Origin of the sequence: Pseudomonas sp. BN414, assembly GCF_029871275.1 — a bacterium.
Lineage (GTDB): Bacteria > Pseudomonadota > Gammaproteobacteria > Pseudomonadales > Pseudomonadaceae > Metapseudomonas > Metapseudomonas resinovorans_C.
This window is the reverse complement of sequence record NZ_SSOL01000078.1, coordinates 72,004-97,477: the sequence shown is the minus strand read 5'-3', so window position 1 is coordinate 97,477 and position 25,474 is coordinate 72,004. Positions and strand designations below refer to the sequence as shown.

20 protein-coding genes are annotated in these 25,474 nt (G+C 65.0%); 5 read left to right on the top strand and 15 right to left on the bottom strand.

Annotated elements, in window-relative coordinates:
• Nucleotides 1-30: 30 nt before the first annotated feature.
• From E8E95_RS25775 to E8E95_RS25715, 13 genes are all read right to left on the bottom strand, one after another.
• Nucleotides 31-2,808 carry a hybrid sensor histidine kinase/response regulator gene (locus E8E95_RS25775; protein ID WP_280354914.1) on the bottom strand — a complete coding sequence of 926 codons (2,778 nt, stop codon included), beginning with the start codon at nucleotides 2,806-2,808 and terminating at the stop codon, nucleotides 31-33.
• 111 nt (nucleotides 2,809-2,919) lie between these two features.
• Nucleotides 2,920-4,209, bottom strand: coding sequence for a phosphoribosylamine--glycine ligase (purD, locus tag E8E95_RS25770; protein WP_280354913.1), 1,290 nt, complete (start codon nucleotides 4,207-4,209; stop codon nucleotides 2,920-2,922).
• A gap of 128 nt (nucleotides 4,210-4,337) precedes the next feature.
• The gene (purH, locus tag E8E95_RS25765) at nucleotides 4,338-5,945 is read right to left on the bottom strand and encodes a bifunctional phosphoribosylaminoimidazolecarboxamide formyltransferase/IMP cyclohydrolase (RefSeq protein WP_280354911.1); all 1,608 of its coding nucleotides are present in this window, start codon (nucleotides 5,943-5,945) and stop codon (nucleotides 4,338-4,340) included.
• A 115-nt stretch (nucleotides 5,946-6,060) separates the two neighbouring features.
• Complete coding sequence (fis, locus tag E8E95_RS25760) at nucleotides 6,061-6,381, bottom strand: DNA-binding transcriptional regulator Fis (protein ID WP_280354910.1); 321 nt, start codon at nucleotides 6,379-6,381, stop codon at nucleotides 6,061-6,063.
• Complete coding sequence (dusB, locus tag E8E95_RS25755; protein WP_077523676.1) at nucleotides 6,378-7,373, bottom strand: tRNA dihydrouridine synthase DusB; 996 nt, start codon at nucleotides 7,371-7,373, stop codon at nucleotides 6,378-6,380. The genes fis and dusB overlap by 4 nt, the downstream gene beginning before the upstream one ends.
• 173 nt (nucleotides 7,374-7,546) lie before the next feature.
• Nucleotides 7,547-8,923, bottom strand: a complete 1,377-nt coding sequence (locus tag E8E95_RS25750) for a DUF3426 domain-containing protein (protein WP_280354907.1) — start codon at nucleotides 8,921-8,923, stop codon at nucleotides 7,547-7,549.
• 49 nt (nucleotides 8,924-8,972) lie between these two features.
• Entirely contained in the window at nucleotides 8,973-9,851 is an 879-nt protein-coding gene (prmA, locus tag E8E95_RS25745; protein WP_280354905.1) for a 50S ribosomal protein L11 methyltransferase, read from the bottom strand.
• Between the two features lie 124 nt (nucleotides 9,852-9,975).
• Nucleotides 9,976-11,325, bottom strand: coding sequence for an acetyl-CoA carboxylase biotin carboxylase subunit (accC, locus tag E8E95_RS25740; RefSeq protein WP_077523673.1), 1,350 nt, complete (start codon nucleotides 11,323-11,325; stop codon nucleotides 9,976-9,978).
• A 17-nt stretch (nucleotides 11,326-11,342) separates the two neighbouring features.
• Nucleotides 11,343-11,807: an acetyl-CoA carboxylase biotin carboxyl carrier protein gene (accB, locus tag E8E95_RS25735; RefSeq protein ID WP_280354903.1), complete on the bottom strand. Its 465-nt coding sequence runs from the start codon at nucleotides 11,805-11,807 to the stop codon at nucleotides 11,343-11,345.
• A 24-nt stretch (nucleotides 11,808-11,831) separates the two neighbouring features.
• Nucleotides 11,832-12,275 carry a type II 3-dehydroquinate dehydratase gene (gene aroQ, locus E8E95_RS25730; protein ID WP_280354901.1) on the bottom strand — a complete coding sequence of 148 codons (444 nt, stop codon included), beginning with the start codon at nucleotides 12,273-12,275 and terminating at the stop codon, nucleotides 11,832-11,834.
• Nucleotides 12,276-12,396: 121 nt separating this feature from the next.
• A complete protein-coding gene (locus tag E8E95_RS25725; protein WP_280354899.1) occupies nucleotides 12,397-14,175 on the bottom strand; it encodes a protein-disulfide reductase DsbD in 1,779 nt (592 codons plus the stop codon).
• A 187-nt stretch (nucleotides 14,176-14,362) separates the two neighbouring features.
• Entirely contained in the window at nucleotides 14,363-16,327 is a 1,965-nt protein-coding gene (locus tag E8E95_RS25720) for a methyl-accepting chemotaxis protein (protein WP_280354898.1), read from the bottom strand.
• 73 nt (nucleotides 16,328-16,400) lie between these two features.
• Nucleotides 16,401-18,017 (bottom strand): PleD family two-component system response regulator, encoded by a 1,617-nt coding sequence (locus tag E8E95_RS25715; RefSeq protein WP_280354896.1) that lies wholly within the window; start codon nucleotides 18,015-18,017, stop codon nucleotides 16,401-16,403.
• 283 nt (nucleotides 18,018-18,300) lie between these two features.
• On the opposite strand from E8E95_RS25715, the gene E8E95_RS25710 reads away from it, so the two are divergent.
• The 5 genes from E8E95_RS25710 to E8E95_RS25690 all read left to right on the top strand — a co-directional run bounded on the left by E8E95_RS25710 (nucleotide 18,301) and on the right by E8E95_RS25690 (nucleotide 23,458).
• Nucleotides 18,301-19,371: a DUF2333 family protein gene (locus tag E8E95_RS25710; protein ID WP_077523668.1), complete on the top strand. Its 1,071-nt coding sequence runs from the start codon at nucleotides 18,301-18,303 to the stop codon at nucleotides 19,369-19,371.
• Nucleotides 19,371-19,895 (top strand): NUDIX hydrolase, encoded by a 525-nt coding sequence (locus tag E8E95_RS25705; RefSeq protein WP_280354894.1) that lies wholly within the window; start codon nucleotides 19,371-19,373, stop codon nucleotides 19,893-19,895. Before E8E95_RS25710 ends, E8E95_RS25705 begins: the two co-directional genes overlap by 1 nt.
• Nucleotides 19,896-20,271: 376 nt before the next feature.
• Nucleotides 20,272-20,643 carry a translation initiation factor Sui1 gene (locus E8E95_RS25700; RefSeq protein WP_120654324.1) on the top strand — a complete coding sequence of 124 codons (372 nt, stop codon included), beginning with the start codon at nucleotides 20,272-20,274 and terminating at the stop codon, nucleotides 20,641-20,643.
• A 130-nt stretch (nucleotides 20,644-20,773) separates the two neighbouring features.
• The gene (gene speA, locus E8E95_RS25695; RefSeq protein ID WP_179062347.1) at nucleotides 20,774-22,687 is read left to right on the top strand and encodes an arginine decarboxylase; all 1,914 of its coding nucleotides are present in this window, start codon (nucleotides 20,774-20,776) and stop codon (nucleotides 22,685-22,687) included.
• Between the two features lie 147 nt (nucleotides 22,688-22,834).
• Nucleotides 22,835-23,458, top strand: coding sequence for an NAD(P)H-dependent oxidoreductase (locus E8E95_RS25690; RefSeq protein WP_280354891.1), 624 nt, complete (start codon nucleotides 22,835-22,837; stop codon nucleotides 23,456-23,458).
• Between the two features lie 101 nt (nucleotides 23,459-23,559).
• On the opposite strand, the gene E8E95_RS25685 is transcribed toward E8E95_RS25690, so the two are convergent.
• The gene (locus E8E95_RS25685) at nucleotides 23,560-24,018 is read right to left on the bottom strand and encodes a DUF2214 family protein (RefSeq protein WP_280354889.1); all 459 of its coding nucleotides are present in this window, start codon (nucleotides 24,016-24,018) and stop codon (nucleotides 23,560-23,562) included.
• 35 nt (nucleotides 24,019-24,053) lie between these two features.
• The gene (locus E8E95_RS25680; protein WP_280354887.1) at nucleotides 24,054-25,397 is read right to left on the bottom strand and encodes an MATE family efflux transporter; all 1,344 of its coding nucleotides are present in this window, start codon (nucleotides 25,395-25,397) and stop codon (nucleotides 24,054-24,056) included.
• Nucleotides 25,398-25,474 lie beyond the last annotated feature (77 nt).

The following is a 25,474-nucleotide window of genomic DNA, read 5'->3' as shown; positions in this document are numbered from 1 at the left end:
CAGCCCACCATTGAGGCCGCTGGGGAACCGTCAGCTGTGCATCGCGTGGCGGTCGCGCATTTCCTTCTCGGCCACCCAGTACTCGATCAGCTCGCGCAGTTGCGACAGTTCCACCGGCTTGGCCATGTGGCCGTCCATGCCGGAGAGGCGGGCGCGTTCTTTGTGTTCGCTGAGGATATGGGCGGTCAGTGCGACCACCGGGGTGCGCGGACGCTGCTCCAGGTTTTCCCAGTGGCGCAGCATTTCGGTGGCGGTGAAGCCATCCAGCACCGGCATCTCGCAATCCATCAACACCAGGTCATAGTGCTGGTTCTTCATCGCGCTCAGGGCTTCCTCGCCGTTGCTGGCGGTGTCCGGTTCGAGGTTGAGCTTGCTCAGCATGCCGCGAATGACCTTCGTGGAAATGCTGTTGTCTTCCGCCACCAGGATGCGGAAGTCGGTGGGTACGTGCAGCGGTTCGCTGACCTGGGAACCCGGCAGGGAGATCGAGCCGCCGTCCTTGCGCTGGTTGAGTTCGTCGGCCAGCGTGGTCTTCAGCGTGTAGCCCGCCACCGGCTTGGCGAGGATGCGCTTGATGCCGGCGTTACGCGCGATGATCTTGCTCGGCGCGTTGCTGATGCCGGTGAGCATGATGATCAGGATGTCGTGGTTGAGGCTCGGGTCTTCCTTGATCTTGGCGGCCAGCTGCATGCCGGTCATGCCGGGCATGTCCTGGTCCAGCAGGACCACGTCGAAATACTCGCGCAGGTGGGCCTTGGTGCGCAGCAGGGCCAGGGCTTCCTTGCCGGACGGCACGGCGCTGACCTGCAGGCCCCAGGCGCCGCATTGCTGGACCAGCACCTTGCGGCAGGTGTCGTTGTCGTCCACCACGAGCAGGCGCGCGCCTTCCAGCGGGCTGTCGAGGTCGGCGGTGGGGCGTATCAGGTGCTGGGCGTCGAGCGGCAGGGTGAGCCAGAGGGTGCTGCCTTGTCCTGCACCGCTCTGGATGCCGAATTCGCCTTCCATCAGGCGCACCAGCTGGCGGGCGATGACCAGGCCGAGTCGGCCACCGAGCTTGGAGGAGGCGAGGAAGTCGCTGCTCTGCACTTCAGCATTGAGCAGGGCGGTGCGCTCACCGGCCTCCAACGGACGGCCGCTGTCCTGCACGGCGATGCGCAGGCGCGGTTGCGTGCTGCTGTTGTCCAGGGCCACCACCAGCAGGATTTCACCTTCGTCGGTCTGCTTGAAGGCGTTGTCCAGCAGGCTCAGGAGAATCTGTCGCAGGCGGGTGGGGTCGCCGCTGATCACGCGGGGAACCTGGGGCTGCATGAAACTGATGAGTTCGACCCGCTGCTGCTCGGCCTTGGCGCGGAAGATGTCGAGGCAGTCATCGATCAGGGCATTGAGGTCGAACTGCACGTCGTCCAGTTCGATCTGCCCGGATTCCAGCTTCGAAATGTCGAGGATTTCGTTGATCAGGGTGAGCAGTTCATTGCCCGAACTGTGGATGGTCTGCACGTAGTCACGCTGCTTGGCCGACAGCGGGGTGCCGAGGAGCAGCTCGGTCATGCCCAGGACGCCGTTCATCGGCGTGCGGATTTCGTGGCTGATCTTGGCGAGGAATTCACCCTTGGCCTTGAGTTCGGCGGAGCTGGCGGCGAGGGCACGGCTGGCGCTGAAGACCTCGTTCTGGATGCGCCGCTGGCGTTCGCTCAGGGCCATGCTGAGGAGCACGCCGCTGATCGTGGAGATCGCCAGCAGGGAGTAGGCCAGCCAGTCGGACTGCAGTTGCCAGTAGCCGAACAGGGCGGGCAGGGCACCGAGGATGGCCACGCAGAACACGCCCAGCGCCAGGCTGAACAGCCGTGCCGGGCGATAGCCCTGGCGCCAGTGGAGGATGGCGAACACGAACATGCTGAGGCTGGCGATTGCCGCCATCACATAGACCAGCTGGTTGAACTGCAACTCGGTGACGATCAGCAGCAGGGCGGCGGTGAGGCTGATCAGCAGGATCTCACCCAGCAGCAGGCCGGACAGCGGCGTGCTCGGACAGACCTTGCGGAAGAAGCTGAGGGTGAAGGCCAGGGCGCAGACCATGGCCATCAGCATGGAGAGGTTGGCGATCTGCGGTTGTGCGCTCTGCCAGTCACCCAGCCAGGGCGAACTGATGCCCAGCAGGCTGACGCCGGTGACCATCAGACAGCCTTGCGCAGCGGCGAGCCAGAGGCTGACGGCGGCGCGGGAATACGCGTAGCGCACAAGGTTGTAGTACACGAGCATGGCCAGGCCGCCGAGCAGCAGGCCAAAGAGCAGTGGGCGGGTGTCGTCCGCTGCCATCAGCGCCGAGGAACGCAGTTCTACGGTCGGGCGCAAGGCATGTTCCGAGGCCATGCGCAGGTAGATGTCCAGCGGCTCCTGTTGCACCGGAAGCGGCAGGAGGAAGTCGCGGCTGGGCAACGGGCGCTCGCTGAAGGGCAGGCGGCTGCCGGTACGCGTGTGGGCGACCAGTTCATCGCCCTTGAGGACGTAGAGGTCGAGATAGGCCAGATAGGGTGCGAAGACCCGTAGCAGCTGTTCGTGCTGGCTCGCGGGAAGGCGGTAATGCAACCAGAGTGCGCTGGTGCCACCAGGGGTATAGAGCTGGTCGAGGTCGACCGGGGTGAACTGGGAAAGGGCCTGCTGGGTGCGGATTTCCTGCAGCTGCAGGTTGGCGCTCGGATCGAGCAGCATGCTCCACTGCCGCTCCCCGGCCGCTTGGGCGGGCAGCAGATAAAACAGGGCCAGCAGCAGGCTGGCGATCAATCCTGTGGCAATCCTGAGCCGGGGCACGTTCGAGGTCCCTTCGTGGGTGAGTGGCCGGATTATAGTCAAGGCCTTCTCGTGCGGAATATGACCAAGGCGGCCATCGGGCCGCCTTGGTGAGCACTATTAATTGACTTCTTACCCTTCGCCACGTTCCCGGGCAATGGCCCGGTAGCCGATATCCTTGCGATAGAAGCAGCCGTTCCAGCGGATTTTCTCCGCCAGTCGATAGGCCTGCTGCTGGGCATCGGACACGCTGGCGCCAATGGCGGTGGCGCAGAGCACGCGGCCGCCGGCGGTGACGATGTTGCCATCCTTCAGCGCGGTACCGGCATGGAACACCTTGCCGTCCAGGGCTGCGGCATCAGCCAGGCCTTCGATGACGTCACCCTTGGCGTAGTCGCCCGGGTAGCCGCCTGCGGCCAGTACCACGCCTACGGTTGGGCGCGGGTCCCAGGTGGCTTCGACCTTGTCCAGGGCCTTGGCCAGGGCGGCCTCGACCAGCAGGACCAGGGAGCTTTCCAGACGCACCATGATGGGCTGGGTTTCCGGGTCGCCGAAGCGGCAGTTGAATTCGATGACCTTGGGCGCGCCGCTCTTGTCGATCATCAGTCCGGCGTAGAGGAAGCCGGTGTAGACGTTGCCTTCCTCGGCCATGCCACGCACGGTCGGGTAGATGACTTCGTCCATCACGCGCTGGTGCACTTCGGCGGTGACCACCGGGGCCGGGGAGTAGGCGCCCATGCCGCCGGTGTTCGGGCCACTGTCGCCGTCGCCGACGCGCTTGTGGTCCTGGCTGGTGGCCATGGGCAGCACGTTCTGGCCGTCGACCATGACGATGAAGCTGGCTTCCTCGCCATCGAGGAATTCCTCGATCACGACACGTGAGCCGGCGTCACCGAAGGCATTGCCGGCGAGCATGTCGCGCACGGCGTCTTCGGCCTCGGCCAGGGTCATGGCGACGATCACGCCCTTGCCGGCGGCCAGGCCGTCGGCCTTGATCACGATCGGGGCACCTTTCTCGCGCAAGTAGGCCAGCGCAGGCTCAACCTCGGTGAAGTTCTGGTAGTCGGCGGTGGGGATCTTGTGACGCGCCAGGAAGTCCTTGGTGAAGGCCTTGGAGCCTTCCAGTTGGGCTGCGCCGGCGGTGGGGCCGAAGATATCCAGGCCGCGCGAGCGGAACAGGTCGACCACGCCTTTCACCAGCGGCGCTTCCGGGCCGACGATGGTCAGCTGCACGTTCTTGGCGGCGAAGTCGGCCAGTTGTTCCAGGGCCAGTACGTCGATGGCGACGTTCTCGCACTTGGCTTCGGTCGCGGTGCCGGCGTTGCCCGGGGCGACGAAGACCTTCTCGACGCGCGGGTCCTGGGCCACTTTCCAGGCCAGGGCGTGTTCACGACCGCCGCTGCCGATGATGAGTACGTTCATTGAATTCTCCTTCAGGAGGCGGGCCTGCGGCCCGTTTGGTGGATAGGAAGAGCGTTATCCACCCTACGAAAGACATGCGCGCGGAACGCGGCAGGGCGGACGGCTGAGGCCGCCCGCCCTCGTGCCACTTAGTGGCGGAAGTGGCGCATACCGGTGAACACCATCGCGATTCCGGCCTCATCGGCGGCGGCGATGACTTCGTTGTCACGCATGGAACCGCCCGGCTGGATCACGGCGGTGATGCCGGCCTTGGCCGCGTTGTCGATGCCGTCGCGGAAGGGGAAGAAGGCGTCGGAAGCCATGACCGCACCTTTCACCTCAAGACCGGCATGCTCGGCCTTGATGGCGGCGATGCGGGCGGAGTTGACGCGGCTCATCTGGCCGGCGCCGACACCGACGGTCTGACGGTTCTTTGCGTAGACGATGGCGTTGGACTTGACGAACTTGGCCACTTTCCAGGCGAAGATCAGGTCGTGGATTTCCTGCTCGCTCGGCGCGCGCTGGGTCACGATCTTCAGGTCTTCAGCCTTGATCATGCCGATGTCGCGGCTCTGCACCAGCAGGCCACCGTTGACGCGCTTGAAGTCCCAGCCAGCAGCGCGTTCGGCCGGCCATTCGCCGCATTCCAGCAGGCGGACGTTGGCTTTGGCGGCGACCACTTCGCGGGCGGCGGCGGAGATTTTCGGGGCGATGATGACTTCGACGAACTGGCGCTCGACGATGGCCTTGGCGGTTTCACCGTCCAGCTCGCGGTTGAAGGCGATGATGCCGCCGAAGGCGGATTCGGTATCGGTGGCGTAGGCCAGGTCGTAGGCCTTGCGGATACCGCCTTCGTTCTCCGGTACCACGGCGACGCCGCACGGGTTGGCGTGCTTGACGATGACGCAGGCCGGCTTGACGAAGCTCTTCACGCATTCCAGCGCGGCGTCGGTGTCAGCCACGTTGTTGAAGGAGAGTTCCTTGCCCTGCAGCTGCACGGCGGTGGAGACGCTGGCCTCGCCTTTTTTCGCTTCCACGTAGAACGCCGCGCTCTGGTGCGGGTTCTCGCCGTAGCGCATTTCCTGGGCTTTGACGAACTGGCTGTTGAAGGTGCGCGGGAAGGCGCCACGGTCTTCGGTGGACAGCGTGTCGCGAGCCTGGTCGATGGTGCCCAGGTAGTTGGCGATCATGCCGTCGTAGGCGGAGGTGTGCTCGAACGCCTTGAGGGCCAGATCGAAACGCTGGGCGTAGGTCAGGCCGCCATTCTTCAGGCCTTCGAGGACGCCGGCGTAGTCGCTGGCATTCACCACGATGGCGACGTCCTTGTGGTTCTTCGCGGCGCTGCGGACCATGGTCGGGCCGCCGATATCGATGTTCTCGATGGCGTTCGGCAGGTCGCAGTCAGGCTTGGCGACGGTGGCTTCGAAGGGGTAGAGGTTGACCGCGACCAGGTCGATCGGCTTGATGCCGTGCTGCTCCATCACCGCGCCGTCGAGGTCGCGACGACCGAGGATGCCGCCGTGGATCTTCGGGTGCAGGGTCTTCACGCGGCCGTCCATCATTTCCGGGAAGCCGGTGTAGTCGGCGACTTCCACGGCGGCGATGCCGTTGTCCTTGAGCAGCTTGTAGGTGCCGCCGGTGGAGAGGATCTCTACGCCGAGGGCAGCCAGTTCACGGGCGAACTCGACGATGCCGGTCTTGTCGGAAACGCTGATCAGGGCGCGGCGAACGGGAAGGCGGGTGGTCTGGTCGGTCATTTCGGAACCATTCGAGTGGGAGAAGATTTAGCGGTTGGGCCTGAAACCGGAAGCCGGAAGGCTGAGCGTCGGGTGGTGTTCCCGCTTCAGGCTTCCGGCTTCAGGTTCCCGCCTTTCAGAGCAGGTCGTATTGCTTGAGCTTCTTGCGCAGCGTGCCCCGGTTGAGGCCGAGCATTTCGGAAGCCTTGGTCTGGTTACCCTTGACGTAATTCATCACGGATTCCAGGAGCGGCGCTTCCACTTCGGAAAGCACCAGGTTGTACACGTCCGTGACGGCGGCGCCCTCAAGATGGGCGAAATAGTTATGCAGCGCTTTCTCGACGCTACCGCGCAGGGTCTGGCCCTCAGCGGTCGGCGCCGTCAGATGCTGCTTCAGGTTGGCGTTGTCAATCACGGGTGTTGCCCCATCAAAAAAATTCTCGGTCATCGTCGTCATGCGGCCCTTTCCCCTTCGTTGTGACGCTCGGCGAAGAACTCCCGAACGTTGGCGCACTGCGCGTCCGTGGACTCCAAACGATTGAACTTGGCGCGAAACTCCCTGGCGCCCGGCAGGGTTGCCAGATACCAGCCGACATGCTTGCGGGCGATGCGAACGCCCATCTCGTCGCCATAGAAGGCGTGCAATGCGGCCAGGTGTTCCAGCAGTATCCGTTCCACCTCGATCAAGCCCGGCGCCGGCAGAAGTTCACCGGTCGCCAGGTAATGCGTGATCTCGCGGAAGATCCAGGGTCGCCCCTGGGCCGCTCGACCAATCAGCAGGGCATCGGCACCGGTGGCGTCGAGGACCTGCCTGGCTTTCTGTGGCGAATCGATATCGCCGTTGGCAAAGACCGGAATCGACACCGCCTGCTTGATCGCCGCGATGGTGTCGTACTCGGCTTCGCCGGTGTACAGGTCGGCACGGGTCCGGCCGTGGACGGCCAGGGCCTGGATACCAGCCTGTTCGGCGATCTTCGCCACGTTGATGCCGTTCCTGTTCGATCTGTCCCAACCGGTACGGATCTTCAGGGTGACCGGCACGTCGACGGCCTTGACCACGGCGTTGAGGATGTCGGCCACCAGGGCTTCGTCCTTCATCAGCGCCGAGCCGGCGGCCTTGTTGCAGACCTTCTTCGCCGGGCAGCCCATGTTGATGTCGATGATCTGCGCACCGAGTTCAACGTTGGCCCTGGCCGCCTCCGCCAGCATGTCCGGATCACCACCGGCTATCTGGACGGAGCGGGGCTCCGGATCTCCCTCGTGGAGCAGGCGCAGCCGCGACTTGCGGCTGTTCCACAGGCGCACGTCGCTGGTGACCATCTCCGATACCACCATGCCGGCGCCGAGGCGGCGGCAGAGTAGGCGGAACGGCCTGTCGGTCACGCCCGCCATGGGGGCGAGAATCACCGGATTGGGCAAGGCATAAGGGCCAATGCTAACCGCCGACATAGGTCTTCCCTGTTTGGGGCCTGCTGAGTGCTGGGGGAGTTCGAAAAAGGGTGGGCATGATACCCGCTCTCGGTGACTGGATAAAGGCTGTTTTGAACAAAATCTGAACAGCCCTGTGCTTATCACCGGGAGTTAGGAATTGCCTGGAGACTGCGGAATCCGGCGTCTCCAGCTTATTCGGGGGAGTGGAAGCTGAGGCTGTAGTTCACGGCCTTGGTGCCCGGATCGAGGATGTCCAGGCTGATGTGGATTGGGGTTTGCGGAGGCATTTCCGCCTGTCCGGCCAGTTCACCGGAAAGGTATTCGCCCGGCTTGAAACGACGGCTGGCCAGCAGTTGGCCATTGATGTCGGCAAAGCGCAGCTCCAGCAGCGGGAACGGCTGGGCGAAGGTGGCACGGTTGTAGAGGATGGCGTCCACCACCAGCGCGCCGGAGAACTCGGGATGGCTGCGCACCACGAGGTTGCTGCTCTTGATCAGGTCGATATCCACCTTGGAGGGCAGCTGGCAGCCGATTTCCGGGCAGATCTGCTGGAACCAGGGGCGGTACTGGTCCTGTCGGGCCAGTTCATCGAAGTGGTACCAGATGTACTGGGTGGCCAGTGCGCCGATGGCGATCAGGTTCAGCAGGAGCCAGCCGATCCAGCGGCCCCAGGGGCGCCTGCTTTCCTGCCAGTCCAGCTGCAGCGGTTCCTCGTTCAGGTCGAGCAGGCCGTCCTCGCGAAGGGCGGGTTCGTTGCGCTGGTGCTGTGGGCGCACGGGTTCGGTCGCCGGCGGTGCGTCCGGCTCATCGTCGAAGTCGTCGCGCAGGTCTTCGGGTTCGTCGTCGCGGGCGGAACCCAGGCTGAATTCCGGACCGGGCTCGTCTTCCACGAGGTCCATGGACAGGCTGGGCTCGGTGCGCTCCACGGGGGCAGGCCTGGGCGGTTCCGCCGGAGTGCGACTCACCGGCTCGGCAACAGGCTCGGCGCGCAGGTCGAAATCGGTCTCAGGTTCGGCTTCGAAATCGTCGTCCCGCTCGGCTGCCAGTTCCGCAGACGGCTTGCGTTCCTCGGCCTCCAGCAGCGCTTCGGCCCAGCCTTCGTCGTGGCGCGGCGCGGGTTGCGCTTCTGCTCGTTGCGGTGCGGCGGGACCCAGCAGGTCGCGGGACAGGCGCTGTTCTTCCTGTTCCAGCTTGGCGAGTTCTTCGTCCAGGTCGAGGCTGTCGAGGTCCAGGTCGTCGTGAATCCACAGCGTATCGCTACTGGCGGCTGTGGCTGGCGGCGTCTGCGGCGCAACCGGCTGCTTGAGGACGGTGGCGACGCTGGGCACTGGGGTTGCGGGTGCCGGGGGAGCTGCCGGTCTGGGTGGCACTGCCGGTGCCGCAGGTTTGGGCTTCGGCGCTGCTGGGATCGCCGCCTGGCCCTTGGCCGCCAACAGCTGCTGAGCCGCATTGAACACATGCAGACAGGCGCCGCAGCGCACGGCGCCGTGGGCAACGGCCAGCTGTGCGCGGCTGACGCGGAAACTGGTCTGGCAATGCGGGCACTGGGTGACGAAGCTGTCGGTCATGCGGCGATCCGGTCGAAACGAAAGGCTATTTTACTCGATCTGCTGGCTTTCAGCGGCGCACGCCACTGATGCGTACCCAGCCGTCCTTCTCCGCGGTGGGATCGAGGTCGAAGGCGTCGGTGTAGGCGGCGCGTACTTCCTCGGCCTGCTCGGCAAGGATGCCAGACAGCGCAAGGCGTCCGCCGGGCGCAACCAGGCTGGTGATCTGCGGAGCCAGCGAGACCAGCGGGCCGGCGAGGATGTTCGCCACCACCACTTCGGCGGGTTTGGCTGGCAGGTCGGCTGGCAGGTAGACCGGGAAGCGCGCCGGGTCGATGCCGTTGCGCGAGGCATTGTCGCGGGAGGCTTCCAGGGCTTGCGGGTCGATGTCGGTGCCGACTGCCTGGCGCGCGCCCAGGAGCAGGGCGGCGATGGCGAGGATGCCCGAGCCGCAGCCGAAGTCCAGCACTTCGCAGTCGCCGAGTTCCTGGCCGTCCAGCCATTCCAGGCACAGGGCGGTGGTCGGGTGCGTGCCGGTGCCGAAGGCCAGGCCCGGGTCCAGCAGGAGGTTCACCGCGCCCGGTTCGGGGGCATCGTGCCAGCTCGGCACGATCCACAGGCGACGGCCGAAGCGCATGGGCTGGAAGTTGTCCATCCAGCTGCGTTCCCAGTCCTGGTCCTCGATGCGTTCGATCTGGTGCTCCGGCAGCGCGCCGCCGGTCAGCAGTTCCAGGTGTGCCACCAGGCTGGTTTCGTCGGTATCGGCCTCGAACAGGGCGAGCAGGTGGGTGTTGGACCAGAGCGGGGTAGTGCCGAGGTCCGGCTCGAAGATCGGCTGATCTTCGGCGTCCATGAAGGTTACCGAGACGGCGCCCACTTCCAGCAGCGCGTCCTCGTAGGTTTCCGCCTGTTCCGGGGTGATGGCGAGTCGAACTTGTAACCAGGGCATGGCGGGACCTCTTGAAAATTCAGCGTGCACGTGCGGCAGGCGCGCAAGCTTACTTGAGCACAGGCCGGAAAAACACAAGGGCCGCCATATGGCAGCCCCTGTGTCGTGGATCAGGCACCCTGGATCAGTGCTTGTCCATGCCGAGTTTCTTTTCAAGGTAGTGGATGTTGATCCCACCCTTGCAGAAACCCTTGTCGCGCGTGAGGTTGCGGTGCAGCGGGATGTTGGTCTTGATCCCGTCAACGACGATCTCGTCGAGCGCATTGCGCATGCGCGCCATGGCTTCGTCGCGGTCCTTGCCATAGGTGATCAGCTTGCCGATCAGCGAGTCGTAGTTCGGCGGAACCGCGTAACCGCTGTACAGGTGCGAATCGACGCGAACGCCGTTGCCACCCGGGGCGTGGAAGTAGGTCACCTTGCCGGGGCTCGGCATGAAGTTGTCCGGGTCTTCGGCGTTGATCCGGCATTCCAGCGCATGGCCACGGATGACCACGTCGTCCTGCTTGATCGACAGCTTGTTGCCGGCAGCGATGCTGAGCATTTCCTTGACGATGTCGATGCCGGTGACCATTTCGGTAACCGGGTGCTCCACCTGCACGCGAGTGTTCATCTCGATGAAGTAGAAGCGACCGTTCTCGTAGAGGAACTCGAAGGTGCCGGCGCCGCGGTAGCCGATCTCGATGCAGGCCTGGACGCAGCGGTCCAGCACTTCGGCGCGAGCCTTCTCGTCGATGCCGGGAGCTGGGGCTTCTTCCAGCACCTTCTGGTGGCGGCGCTGCAGGGAGCAGTCACGGTCACCGAGGTGAATGGCGTTGCCCTGGCCGTCGGAAAGGACCTGGACTTCGACGTGGCGCGGGTTGGTGAGGAACTTCTCCAGGTAGACCATGGAGTTGCCGAACGCAGCACCGGCTTCGGTGCGGGTCAGCTTGGCCGACTTGATCAGCTCTTCTTCCTCGAACACCACGCGCATGCCGCGACCACCGCCGCCGCCAGCGGCCTTGATGATCACCGGATAGCCCACTTCACGGGCAATGGCGATGGCGGTTTCCTCGTCTTCCGGCAGCGGGCCGTCGGAACCCGGCACGGTCGGGACGCCGGAGCGCTTCATGGCGTCCTTGGCCGATACCTTGTCGCCCATCAGGCGAATGGTGTCGGCTTTCGGGCCGATGAAGGCGAAACCGGAGTTCTCCACCTGCTCGGCGAAGTCGGCGTTCTCGGCGAGGAAGCCGTAACCCGGGTGGATAGCAGTGGCGCCGGTGACTTCGGCGGCGCTGATGATCGCCGGGATGTTCAGGTAGGACTGGGCTGCCGAAGCCGGGCCGATGCAAACGGTCTCGTCGGCCAGGGACAGGTGCATCAGTTCACGGTCGGCCGTGGAATGCACCGCCACCGTCTTGATGCCCAGCTCCTTGCAGGCGCGCAGGATGCGCAGGGCGATCTCGCCACGGTTGGCGATCAGGACTTTTTCCAACATCGCAGGCTCTCCGCGGTTCAGACGATGGTGAACAGCGGCTGGTCGTACTCAACCGGCTGACCATTTTCCACGAGGACGGATTCGATCACGCCACTGGCTTCGGCTTCGATGTGGTTCATCATCTTCATGGCTTCGACGATGCAGAGGATGTCGCCTTTCTTCACGCTCTGGCCGACTTCGACGAAGTTGCCGGAGGTCGGGGAGGCCGCGCGGTAGAAGGTGCCGACCATCGGCGAACGCACGACATTGCCGTTCAGCTTCGGTGCTGCCGGGGCAGCGGCTTCAGCAGCGGCGGCCGGAGCGGCAGCGGCGACGGGGGCTGCAACCGGCGCGGGGGCGGCGGCATAGATCGGCTGGCCCGCGAAGGCCTTGTTGCTGTGACGGCTGATGCGCACGGACTCTTCGCCCTCGCGGATCTCCAGTTCGTCGATACCGGACTCTTCCAGCAGTTCGATCAGTTTCTTGACTTTACGGATATCCATTAATCATCAACTCCCGGGGTGAGGTCAGGGGCGTTCAAGGTGTTCTAGCGCCGCGTCCAGGGCCAGGCGGTAGCCGGTGGCACCCAGACCGCAGATCACTCCCACGGCTACGTCGGAGAAGTAGGAGTGATGGCGGAAAGGTTCACGTTTGTGCACGTTGGACAGGTGCACTTCGATGAATGGGATGCTCACTGCGAGCAATGCGTCACGTAGGGCGACACTTGTATGCGTGAAAGCAGCAGGATTGATGAGGATGAAGTCCACTCCTTCACCACGGGCCGCATGAATCCGGTCGATCAATTCGTACTCGGCATTGCTTTGCAGGTACATCAGGTGATGGCCAGCCTCGCGAGCGCGGCGCTCCAGGTCCTGGTTGATCTCGGCCAGGGTGGTGGCCCCGTACTTATCGGGTTCGCGGGTGCCCAGCAGGTTGAGGTTGGGACCATGCAGGACGAGCAGGGTGGCCATGCTGTTTGTTCCTTATTGGAGGCCAGGCGGCACTATGCCGGATAGCCGAAAAGGCTGTCCAGTTGCCAACAATAGTCGACAAGATGCCCGGTGTTTACGGCAAATATATGACGTTGCTGCATCAGCGCGATGCATTCGCCTGTTGCAGGCGGGCGGCGAAGGCCTTGGCATCGACTTCACCTACGACACGCAGATCGGCCAATTCGTCACCCTTGCCGTTGAAGAACAGGATGGCCGGCGGCCCGAACAGCTTGTAGCGGTCGAGCAGGGCGCGTTGTTCGGCGTTGCTCTCGGTCATGTCGAAGCGGATGAGGCGATAGCCGCCCAGCTGCGAGGTAACCTCCGTGGCAGTGAGGACTTCACGCTCGATCACCTTGCAACTAATGCACCAGTCGGCATACCAGTCCAGCAGCAAGGGCTGGCCAGAGCCTTTGGCTTCGGCGAGCACCCCGGCGAGTTCCGCCGGGGTCGTGATCGTCTGCCATTCGCCAGCGGTTGGGGCGACGGACGGTGCACCAGCCAGGGGCGCGCGACCCAGCGGACGCAGCGGATCGGATTCGCCCTTGAGCGCGCCCGACCAGGCAGCCACCGCGTACACCAGCAGCACCAGCCCCGCCAGTTGGCCCAGGCGCTCGCGCGGCGCCTTCGGGGTGAACTCCAGAGCGCCGAGGAACAGCGCCACGCCGCCGGCCAACAGGCCCCAGAGGCCCAGAGCCAGAGGGCCGGGCAGGACGCGTTCGAGCATCCACACCGCGACCGCCAGCAGCAGTACGCCGAATGCATTTCTTACGCTGACCATCCACTGCCCGGCCTTGGGCAGCAATGCGCCGCCGCCGGTGGCGAACAGGACCAGCGGGGCACCCATGCCCAGGCCGAGGGCGAAGAGCTTGAGGCCGCCACCCAGCGCATCACCGCTTGCACTGATATAGAGCAGGGCTCCCGCCAGCGGCGCGGAGACGCAGGGCGAGACCAGCAGGCTGGAAACTACGCCGAGCAGTGCGGCGCTCCAGATCGAACCGCCCTTGGTGCTGCCGGCCAGGGAATCCAGGGGGGCGCTGATGAAGCGCGGCAGGCGCAATTCATAGAGGCCGAACATGGCCAGGGCGAAGGCGGTGAAGAACGCCGCGAAGGGCACCAGTACCCAGGGCGACTGCAAGCGCGCTTGAAGATTGAGTTCGGCGCCGAACACGCCCATCAGCGCCCCCAGCAGGGCGAAGCAGGCGGCCATCGGCAGGACGTAGGCCAGCGACAGCACCAGGCCGCGCCCGCCGCCCGCCTGTCCGCGCAGGACCACGCCGGAGAGGATCGGCAGCATCGGCAGCACGCAGGGGGTGAAGGTCAGGCCGAGGCCCGCGAGGAAGAACAGGGCCAGTTCGTGCCAGCTCCAGCCCTTGCCGGCGGTGCTGCTGCCCAGTTCGGCGATGCCGCTGCCCGGTCCGGATTCGGCCAGCTTGATGACCTCGGTCTCCGGCGGATAGCACAGTCCCTTGTCAGCACAGCCCTGGTAGGTCACCCGCAACTCGGTGGGTGCCTTGCGTGACGGGTCCACCGGCAGGTTGACGTCGGTGACGCCGTAATAAACCTCGACATCGCCGAAGTATTCGTCGGTCTTGTGCTTGCCGGCGGGCAGCACCGGCTGGCCCAGGCCGCTGTCGGCCGGCTCGGCGCGGAACTGGAAGCGATGACGATAGAGGTAGTAGCCCTCGGCGTTGGTGAAACGCAGCTTCACCAGGGTCGGCGTGCTTTCCACGAGGCTGAGGCGGAAGGCCTCGCGAACCGGCAGGAAGTCGCCACTGTTATTGAGGGAGGCACCCAGGGTCGGGCTCGGGCGGTTGTCCAGCAACCCTGCGGCGGCGGGCAGGGCCACCAGCAGAAGGATCAGGCTCAGCAGACGGCGCATGGAGGTCTCTTGGGTGGAAAATGCCCGCATCATAGCGGACCTCGACGGCTTCCTGCAGGCTCCCCGCTGTAAGCGGTTTTGTCCTCGGCGTGAAAGGTCGGGTGCCAGATGGTAGGAGCGAGCTTGCTCGCGAAGCGTATTTCGCGAGCAAGCTCGCTCCTACAGAGAAGCCACGTGTGACCTTTGGTCAGACGCGGAAAGCCTGCACGGCCGTATGGAGTTCGCCACCCAGGCGCAGCAGACGTTCGCCCTGGCTGCGGCTTTCGTCGATACGGGCGAGGTTGCTGCCGCCGAGTTGATGAATCTGTTCGCTATGGTCGCGGATGTCGCTGACCGCGCCGGTCTGCTGCGCGGTCGCGTCGGCAATGCGCTCGGCCATGCTGGCGATGGTGCGAATCGCGCTGACCACCTCCACCAGTGCGCCATCGGCGGCGGCAGCCTGTTCGGCGCTGGCCTCGGCGTGTTCGACCTGGATGCGCATGGCATCGACCGATTGCCGAGCGGCCTGCTGGAGGCGCGCGATCAGCTGCTGGATTTCCGCCGTGGCGCCTGCGGTGCGCTGGGAAAGGGAGCGTACTTCCTCGGCGACCACCGCGAAGCCCCGGCCCATTTCACCCGCGCGGGCGGCCTCGATGGCGGCGTTGAGCGCCAACAGGTTGGTCTGCTCGGCGATGCCGCGGATCACCGTCAGCACCTTGTCGATGGTTTCGGTCTCTTCCGCCAGGCGTTCAACGGCCTGCGCGTTGTTCTGCACTTCACCCACCAGCTGGTGCAGGCCGGCCAGGCTCTGGTCGATCACGCTCTGCCCCTGCTCCACGGCCAGTCCGGCGGCGCGGCTGGCATCGGCGGCCAGGCTGGCATCGCCGGCGACCTGCTGGATGGTGTTTTCCAGTTCGCCCAGGGCGTCGCGAATCTGCGCGGTACCACCGGCCTGGTCTTCGGCGCCGGCGTGGAGACCGTTGTTCAGATCGGCCAGCGTGCTACTGCTGCCGGCGACTTTCTCGGCGTGCTGGCGAATGGTGCCCACCAGTTCGCCAAGGTAGTCGCGCAGGCGATTGAGCGAGTCTTCGATGCGGCGCAGGTCGAGCGTGCTGGAGCCCAGGGCGATAGGGCGGCTGAAATCGCCAGCGGCCCAGGCTCCCAGGGCACTGACCAGGCGTCCGAGCACCTGGGTCAGACGGCGCTGGATGCGGTCGATGCACAGGGCGATGAGCAGGATCAAGCCGATCATCAGGCCTTGCATGATGCGCACTTCAGCCTGGATGCGCCCGTGTTCGGCGCGCACTTCGGGCTCCAGGGCGGCCAGTGCGGTCTGCAGGGCATCCACCCGCTGGGCAGTGGCCGCGGCGAGCTCGTTGCGCCGCTGGATCAGCTCGCGGGTGCGCGCCAGTTCTCCCGGGTAGCGCTTGAGCAGGCCGCCCAGTTCGCGCTTGAGGGCGATGCCGCGATCTTCGGCCTGGCTGGTTTCGTTGCTGCTTTCCAGGCCCATCATCGCGGCGAAGTCGTCGGCGGCGGAGCTGCTGCTGTCGGCCACGCCGAGCAGGGGCAACTGGTCCAGCCGGGCGCTGTCGCGACCCAGGGCCTCCAGCTCGCGCTCGACGTCGGCGGCCAGCTCGTCGCGACCGCTGGCCACCAGCTTGGCGCGGGCCTGGCTGAGGCGGTTGAGGTGCTGGGCAGCGGCGAACAAGGGTGCGCGGTAATCGCTCGCAGACGGCGCGTTTGCCGAGTCGGCGTACTGCGCGAGCTGGTCGAGGGAGCCGGCGATTTCCCGTTCGGCCTGGATCAGCAAACCCTGTGGATCGCCTGCCAGCTTGCCGGCGGCGAGCAGTTCATCACGGGTGAATTCGCGTAGCTCGTAGAAGCTGGGCAGCAGGTCCCGTGTCAGTTCGCCCGGGAGTTGGGCGAGGCGCTGTTCCAGGCTGTCGATGCCCTGGGTGGCGGCGCTGTGACGCAGCGCATCGCCGCTGTTCAGGTAGGCCTGGACGTTGTCCTCCACTTCCCCCTGGAAGCGCTGGGCCAGGTCCAGGTACTGCTCCATGAGTTGATAGGGCCGTTCCAGCGCCCGCTGCGACCACCACAGCGTGGCGCCCAATGCCAGGCAGACGGTGACCAGCAGCAAGGTGATCAGGTTGGTGAGCAGTTTCAGGCGCATCGCGTCCTCGACAGACAACTGAGGGGATGGCCAGATGATATTGCCGTTTGGTGACAGTCCTGTGACGGCGGGGTCAGTCGCGGTACAGCTCTACCCGGTTACGACCGGCGTGCTTGGCGCAATAGAGCGCTTCGTCCGCCTGCTTGGAAAGCTGATTGATGTCGAGATCGTCATGCAACTGGGCGATGCCGCAGCTGAAGGTGCAAGACAGGTCGTGGGGTTGCGCCGGGTAGCGGATTTCCGCGAAGCGCCGGCGGATTTCCTCCAGCACGCGATGGGCCGATTCGAGGTCGGTATCGGGCAGCACCACGGCAAACTCTTCGCCGCCGTAGCGACCGATATGGTCGGTCTTGCGCAGGCGCTGTTTGAGGAACAGGGCAAGGCTCTTGATCACCCGGTCGCCCATGGGGTGGCCGTAGGTGTCGTTGACCTTCTTGAAGTGGTCGATGTCGAGCATGGCGAAGCACAGCGGCTTGCCTTCCCGACGTGCGCGGGAGCTGGCGTCTTCCAGCAGTTGCAGCGTATGGGTGTGGTTGAACAGCCCGGTGAGGCTGTCGCGTACCATGCGCGCCTTCAGGCTGCGTGCACGCTTGGCGCGGGTGCGCACGGTCGCGATCAGGTGGCGCGGCTTGATCGGCTTGGTGAGGAAGTCGTCGCCGCCTTCGCTCATCGCATCCAGCTGTTTATTGAGGTCATCCTCGGCCGACAGGTAGATGATCGGCACGCTCACATAGCGCTCGTGCTGGCGGATCACCTTGGCCAGCTCAGTGCCCAGGCACTCCGGCATGTACATGTCGAGGATGATCAGGTCCGGCTGGAATTCGGCCAGGGCCAGCAGGGTCTTCACCGGCTCGGTGATGACGCGGGTGACGATGCCGGCGGAGTTGAGGATCAGCTCGGTGTGGGTGGCCTGGGCGCGGGAATCGTCCACCACCAGCACCTTGAAGGGGTCGTAGTGCGCGGTGCGGGTCAGGGTCTCCAGTTTTTCCAGCAGGCTGGAGGCATCCAGGGCGCCGGTGAAGAACTCCTGGCCGCCGGCACGTACTGCCGCCAGGCGTGTCGGGGCATCGGCCTCTTCATGGCTGAAGAAGATGATCGGCAGCTTCTGCTCCAGCCCCTGCTGGGCTTCGCGCGCCAGCTCCAGGCCCTTGCCGGAACCGGCGAAATCCACTTCCAGAACGATCGCTGCCGGATGCCGTTCGGCCATGGCCGAGCGGAAGGCGTTGGCGCTTTCGAAGAGCTGGGCGTTGAGGCCGAAGAATTCCAGTTGCTGGGTCAGGCGCTCGGCGCGGTCCTTGCTCTGCAGCGCCAGGTACACCGGCTTGCGCAGGGGCGGCAGGAAGGTCTGCTCGAACTGATCGCCATGCCGCAGCCCGGTGCGCGACAGGCGCTGCATCAACAGGCTGAGTTCGGTGATCAGGTCGCTGGACAGCCGTCCGCGGTTCTCTTCCACGCCACGCAGGCAGTTGCCGATGGCCACCGCCAGGCGCGTGTGTTCCGGCTGATCGAAGCGTTCGGCGTAGCGTTGCAGGTAGAGGCTGGCCTCGGCCAGCTCGGTCATGCAGGCCGAGCTCCATTCGCTGCGCTGCAGGCGCTGCCAGATCTCCAGAACGTGCCGCGCCTGGTTGATTACCCGCTGGGCGAAGTGGTTCTTGAGCCGGTCGCGGCTGGGATCTTCGTGCTCGGTCATGGCCGGGGAGGTCGCCTGGAGACGATCTAAGTGATGGCGCCATGCTATCACCTCGCGAGCGGTACGCCAGTGCCATCTGTCCCGATTTTGCGGGATATGTCAGATAAATATCCTCAGCCCGCAGCCAAGGCCCCGAAAGCGTTGAACTCACCGGAGGTTGGTTTGGTGCGACGACACTGCACCGGGCGTGCGCATCCCTTATAGTTGCTGGATTCGACCGCAACGCTCTTTGCGGATCGTGGTCGAACCTTTCCGTGCTGATCGAAATTCGAAGGACACTGCCATGCTGGACTGGAAGAAGCGTATGGGGGATGCGCGCGAGCGCGTCGATGATTCGGTGGACGATGTACGCAGCTACCTCGGTGGCATCTGGCTGAGTCGTGCCCTCGGCAGCCTGCTGGCGATCTACCTGATCGGCAGCGTGATTGTGGGCTGGTACTGGAGCCGCGAGCCCGATCTCTTCCCCGTACAGCAGAACGCCCAGGCGGCCGCCGAGCGCGCGGGCCGGCAGATGGTCAGCGGCTACACCACCGTGGAAACCCTGAAGACCGTGGGGCAGACCCTGCTCGACAAGAGCGGCGGTTACCTCTCCAACGACCTCGCCCCACCCGGCCTCTGGCTGGACAACATGCCCAGCTGGGAATACGGCGTGCTGGTCCAGGTGCGCGACCTGTCCCGCGCCCTGCGCAAGGACTTCGCCCGTTCCCAGTCGCAGTCCACCGAAGACCCGGACCTGGCCAAGGCTGAGCCGCGCTTCAACTTCGACAACAAGAGCTGGGCGCTGCCTGCCTCCGAGTCCGAGTACAAGGAAGGCATCCGCTCGCTGGATCGTTACCTGGCCCGCCTGGCCAATCCGAACCAGCCCAGCGCGCAGTTCTATAGCCGCGCCGATAACCTGAACAACTGGCTGGGCGACGTCGCTACCCGTCTCGGTTCGCTGTCCCAGCGCCTGTCGGCCAGCGTTGGCCGGGTGCGCCTGAACACCGACATCAGCCCCGAAGCCGCCGCCGCCACTGGCAAGGTGCCGGAGGTGAGCGAGGAGATCGTCGAGACGCCCTGGCTGCAGATCGACAACGTCTTCTATGAAGCTCGCGGCCAGGCCTGGGCGCTGTCCCACATCCTGCGCGCCATCGAAGTCGATTTCGCCGACGTGCTGGCGAAGAAGAACGCCACCATCAGCGTGCGCCAGATCATTCGTGAACTGGAGGCCGCCCAGGAGCCGCTGTGGAGCCCGATGGTGCTGAACGGCAGCGGCTACGGTGTGCTGGCCAACCACTCGCTGGTGATGGCCAACTACATCTCCCGCGCCAACGCCGCCGTGATCGACCTGCGCCAGTTGCTGGAGCAGGGCTGATGGCCATCGACGATCGCGAGGCGGCCCACCGCGCTGCCTCCGACGCTGAGCGGGTGGCCTGGGTCGATGAGCAGGACCGCCCCCTCGGCGGCCTGCCCCGCGGCGAGTTGCGCGAGCGCGGGCTGATCTCCCGCGGCACCTTCATTCTCCTGTTCAACTCCGCCGGCCAGCTCTGCGTGCATCGCCGCACCCTGAGCAAGGCGCTGTATCCCGGCTACTGGGACGTGGCGGCCGGCGGCATGGTGCAGGAAGGCGAGGACTACGCCGAATCCGCCGCCCGCGAACTGGAAGAGGAACTCGGTGTTGGCGGCGTGCCGCTGCGTGAGCATGGCCGCTTCTATTTCGACGAGCCGGGTAATCGCCTCTGGGGCGCGGTGTTTTCCGCCGTATCCGATGTGCCGCTGACACTGCAGCCGGAAGAAGTGCTGGAAGCGCGCTTCATGAGCGTGGGCGAGGCGTTGGCCCAGAGTCCGTGCTGCCCGGATTCGCTCAAGGCGTTGCGGCTGTACCTCGCCACGCTTTAGGTTGTGGGACCGATGTGGGGGCGAATTCATTCGCTAAGCAGCCGGCAGGGTTGCCCTCACCAGCCATTGGGGTCGCTGCGCAACCCTCAGCGATTGAAATCGCCCCCACAATGAAATGCGCCTTTTACCCCTCCAAACCCGCGCCCAGCGCGGGTTTGTGCAATATTTCGGACCTTTTCGTGCGGGATGCTGCACGAGGTCGCCAATCTGTCGATCAATGGCGCATTTTCGTACTTAGCATTCGCCGCGAATGCTGATAAATTTCGCCGCCTTTCAAGCCCGGCCACACACCGGGTTGCGCTGCCCCTGCCAGAGTGGGGCTTCGCGGTCGGCTCCCGCCGACCAGTCGCTATCCTGACCCCTACGAGGAAAGCCGGTGGTCAAGAAAGCTTCGTCCTTTGCCGCCCTTGGCGGCCTGGTGTACTCCACCGACAGCGGCCGGCATTGCCCGGATTGCCGCCAACCCATCGATGCGTGCATCTGCAAGCAAGCCGTCGTGCCTGCTGGCGATGGCATTGCCCGCGTGCGCCGAGAAACCAAGGGCCGTGGCGGCAAGACCGTCACCTCCGTCAGCGGCGTGCCGCTGGCCGAAGATGCCCTGAAGGAACTGGCCACGGCGCTCAAGCGTCGTTGCGGGACGGGTGGAGCCTTGAAGGACGGCGTGATCGAGATCCAGGGCGACCACGTGGACCTGTTGCTTGAAGAACTCGCCAAGCGCGGCTTCAAGGCCAAGAAATCCGGCGGCTGAGCCACGGCTTTCTAAACTGACCGTCAGAGCGGCGGTCAACACTCCAACGTCATACGACCGAATTAACCTGTCCAGGCCCCCGGCATGATCCGGCGGGCATGGCGCTTTTCTATCCCATAGGGGGAAACCGATGTCTGCACGACGCACGCGCAAGGACGATGGCACCAGCTGGACCGTGGCCGACAGCCGCAGTGTCTATGGTATTCGCCATTGGGGGGCCGGCTATTTCGCAATCAACGAAGCGGGCCGCGTCGAAGTGCGCCCGCGTGGTGCCGGCAGCGAGCCGGTGGACTTCTTCGACATCGTCGGCGACCTGCGCGAAGCGGGCCTGTCCCTGCCGCTGCTGGTGCGTTTCCCTGACATCCTGCAGGACCGCGTACGCCAGCTGACCGGTGCCTTCGACGCCAACATCGAGCGCCTGGAATACCAGAGCAAGTACACCGCCCTGTACCCGATCAAGGTCAACCAGCAGGAAGCGGTGGTGGAAAACATCATCGCCACCCAGAACGTCTCCATCGGCCTGGAAGCCGGTTCCAAGCCCGAGCTGCTGGCCGTACTGGCGCTGGCGCCGAAGGGCGGCACCATCGTCTGCAACGGCTACAAGGACCGCGAGTTCATCCGTCTGGCGCTGATGGGCCAGAAGCTCGGCCATAACGTTTTCATCGTCATCGAGAAAGAAGCCGAGGTGGAGTACGTCATCGACGTCGCCGCCGAGCTCAAGGTCGCGCCTCAAGTCGGCCTGCGCGTGCGCCTGTCGTCCCTGGCCTCGTCCAAGTGGGCCGACACCGGTGGCGAGAAATCCAAGTTCGGCCTCTCCGCCGCGCAGATCCTCTCGGTGGTCGAGCGCTTCCGCAAGGCCGGCCTCGACCAGGGCGTGCGCCTGCTGCACTTCCACATGGGCTCGCAGATCGCCAACCTGGCCGACTACCAGCACGGTTTCAAGGAAGCCATCCGCTACTACGCCGAGCTGCGCAACCTTGGCCTGCCGGTCGACCACATCGACGTCGGCGGCGGCCTGGGCGTGGACTACGACGGCACCCACTCGCGCAACGCCAGCTCCATCAACTACGACATGGACGACTACGCCGGCGTGGTGGTGGGCATGCTCAAGGAGTTCTGCGACGCCCAGGGCCTGCCGCACCCGCACATCTTCTCCGAGAGCGGCCGCGCCATGACCGCACACCACGCCGTGCTGGTCATGCAGGTGACCGACGTCGAGCGTCACAACGACGAAGTGCCGAAGTTCGCCAATCTGGAAGAGCAGCCGGAAATCGTTCGCTGGCTGGCCGAGCTGCTGGGCCCGACCGACGCCGAGATGGTCACCGAAACCTACTGGCGCGCGACCCACTACATGGGCGACGCCGCTACTCAGTATGCCGAGGGCAAGCTCACGCTCGCCGAGAAGGCCCTGGCCGAGCAGACCTACTTCGCCATCTGCCGCCGCCTGCACAACCAGCTCAAGGCGCGTCAGCGCTCCCACCGTCAGGTGCTGGATGAGCTGAACGACAAGCTCGCGGAGAAGTACATCTGCAACTTCTCGGTGTTCCAGAGCCTTCCGGACACCTGGGCCATCGGCCAGGTGCTGCCGATCATCCCGCTGCACCGCCTCGACGAAGAACCGCTGCGTCGCGCCGTACTGCAGGACCTGACCTGCGACTCCGACGGCAAGATCAACCAGTACGTCGACGAGCAGAGCATCGAGACCAGCATGCCCGTGCACGAGGTACGCGAAGGCGAGGACTACCTGCTGGGAGTATTCCTGGTGGGCGCTTACCAGGAAATCCTCGGTGACATGCACAACCTGTTCGGCGACACCGACTCGGTGAACGTCTACCAGCACGACGACGGCAGCGTTTACCACGCCGGCATCGAGACCCACGACACCATCGAAGACATGCTGCGCTATGTGCACCTGTCTCCCGATGAGCTGATGGCGCTGTATCGCGACAAGGTCTCCAGCGCCAAGCTGAGCCCGCGCGAGCGCACCCAGTACGTCGACGCCCTGCGCCTCGGACTGACTCGCTCTTCGTATCTTTCTTCCTGATCGTTACGCGAATGAAAAAGCCCGGCCGTGCGCCGGGCTTTTTCATGGGCGCCAACCTGCGCGCACCCGACCAAAATCGCTGGCGAAAATCCCGATCCGGCGCTTTCATGCTTGCGTGCATTTTTCAACTTGTCGGGAGCCTCTCCAATGCCACGCGTCCTCCTGCTCGAATGCAGCCCCAATGACCAGGCCTCACCCGGTGGGCAACTGGCCCGGGAAATGGCTCGACGCATCCACCCCAAGGCCGAGGTGATCGTCCGCAACCTGGTGCGTGAACCACTGCCGCCACTGTGTGCGGGTTACGCCGAGGCGGTGGTGGGCAAGTCAGATTGCTCGGACGAACATTTCGCCCTGTCCGAGCAACTGATCGGCGAACTGGAGCGCAGCCATTACCTGATCATTTCCACGCCCATGCACAACTACATGGTGCCGGCGGCGCTGAAACTCTGGCTGGACTACGTGGTGCGCATCCGCCGCACCTTCGAAATGCACAACGGCCAGCGCATTGGCCTGCTGGAGGATCGGCCGACTTTCGTGGTGCTGAGTTCAGGCGGCCACTACCTGGGCGCCAAGGCCAAGCAGATGGATTTCCTCTCGCCTTACCTGCGCCATGTGCTGGGCATCGTAGGCCTGCACCACGTGGAGTACATCCACCTGCAGGGCCTGGCCGACGGCGAGGAAGTGGTGGCAGCAGCGCTGCAACAAGCGCGGGAACGCCTGTCCTTCAACCCGGTATTCGCCTCCGAACCCTTCCCCGACGTACAGCTATAGGTTCGATGCCGTGGACCGGTGAAGCGTGGTCCACCCTACGACCGTAGGTTGGTGCAGAGCTAAGCGAAGCCCAACAAGGCGGTGCTTGCACCGCCCTCGTTTCAGCTCCCGATCACCCCATAACCCCGTGCCATCAGCACCGCGAACAGCGGCAGCAGCAGAGCGAGCAGCAATTCCAGACGGATCACCATGATCACCGCCTTGGCCTTGCCGGGGCTGACCTCGGGTACGCGGCCAGCCTTCAGCGCATTGCGCCAGTTGAGGAAGACGAAGGTCGGGAAGCCGGAGAGCAGGGCGATCAGCACGAACAGCCCCATCTTCGCGTGGAACATCGAGTTGTGCAGGTAGTAATCCAGGCCCTTGCCGTACCAGAACACCCGCGCCAGGCCGGTGACGATCACCGCTCCAGCGGCCAGGCCGTAGATCAGGTCGATGCGCACCAGGCTGCGGGCGCGCTCCAGATCGAGCGGCAGCTTGAACAGGCGGTGCTCAAGAACGAGCAGGGCGAACAGCACAAAGATCGAGAGGAAATGCAGATAGGCGGCGACGGCTTGTCCCATGGAAACTCCTTCAGGTCATCAAGTTTTCGTTGTCGTTATCGTGCGGCGAACCAGGCGTCGCGACGTTGCAGGTGCCACGCCAGGTACCCCAGGCTGAGCCCGCGCACCGCCATGAAGGCGAGGAACGCCAGCCAGAGGCCGTGATTGCCGAGAAACTGTAGTCCCCAACCCAGCGGCAGGCTAAGAACGACGGCGACCAGCATGGCGTCGCGCATCTCGCGGGCCCGCGTGGCGCCGATGAACAGGCCGTCCAGCAGGTAGCTCCAGACGGCGACCAGAGGCAGCAGCGCAAGGTAGGGCAGGTAGGTGTGGGCCACCTCGCGGACCGTCGCGATATCGCTCTGCATGTCGATGAACAGCCCGCCGGCTAACGCGAAGAACAGCGCGAAACCCAGGCTCGCCAGCAGCGACCAGCCCCCGGCCACCAGCAGCGATCGGTGCAGGGTCAGGCGGTCACGGGCACCGATGGCGTGGCCGCACAGGGCTTCCACGGCATGGGCCAGGCCATCCAGGGCGTAGGCGGTCACCAGCAGGCCATTGAGCAGCAGGGCGTTGGCCGCCACGGTGGCGTCGCCCATGCGAGCTCCCTGCACCGTCAGCAGGAAAAACACCAGTTGCAGCGCCAGTGAGCGGATGAAAATGTCGCGGTTCACCGCCAACAGTGGCCGCCAGTTGCGCCACAGCTGAAGCGCCGGCCAGTCGATATGTCCGGGATAGCGCCGTAGCGCGCCGCGAGTGAGCGCCAGGCCGATCAGTGCGCCGCACCATTCAGCGATCACCGCCGCCCGCGCCGCGCCGACTACGCCCCAGTCCAGTCCGAGGACGAACCACAGCGCCAGGGCGATGTTCGCCAGATTGGTGCCCAGCAGGATGGCCAGTGGCGCGCGGGCGTTCTGGGTACCCAGGAACCAGCCCACCAGGGCGTAGTTGGCCAGTGCGGCCGGCAGGCCGAGCAGTCGCAGATGGAAAAAGTCGCGGGTCAGCGCGTCCAGTTCCGCAGAGGGGTTCATCAGCCCCAGCGCCAAGTCGCTGAAGGGGACCGCCAGCAGGCCCAGCAACAGCGCCAGGCCCAGCGCCAGTCCAAGCCCTTGCAGCAGCACTTGGCGCAGGGCGCCGCCATCCGCGCGGCCTGCGGCCTGGGCGGCGAAACCGGTGGTGCCCATGCGCAGGAAGCCCAACACGCCGAGCAACAGCATGTACAACGTGCTGCCCACGGCCACGGCGCCCAACTGGTGAGCGTGGGGCAGATGGCCCACCACCGTGCTGTCCACCAGGGCGACCAGGGGTACGGAAATGTTCGAGAGGATCATCGGGGCGGCCAGCGCCCAGACCTTCCGGTGGGTCGGGCTATGCCGCCAGGCGTCGAGGAACAGGCTCATGCAGGGCTCCAGTCAGGCCGCGCAGTATAGCGGCGCGACGTTTCGTGAGGCGCATCGCTCCTGCCGTCATCCAGCTG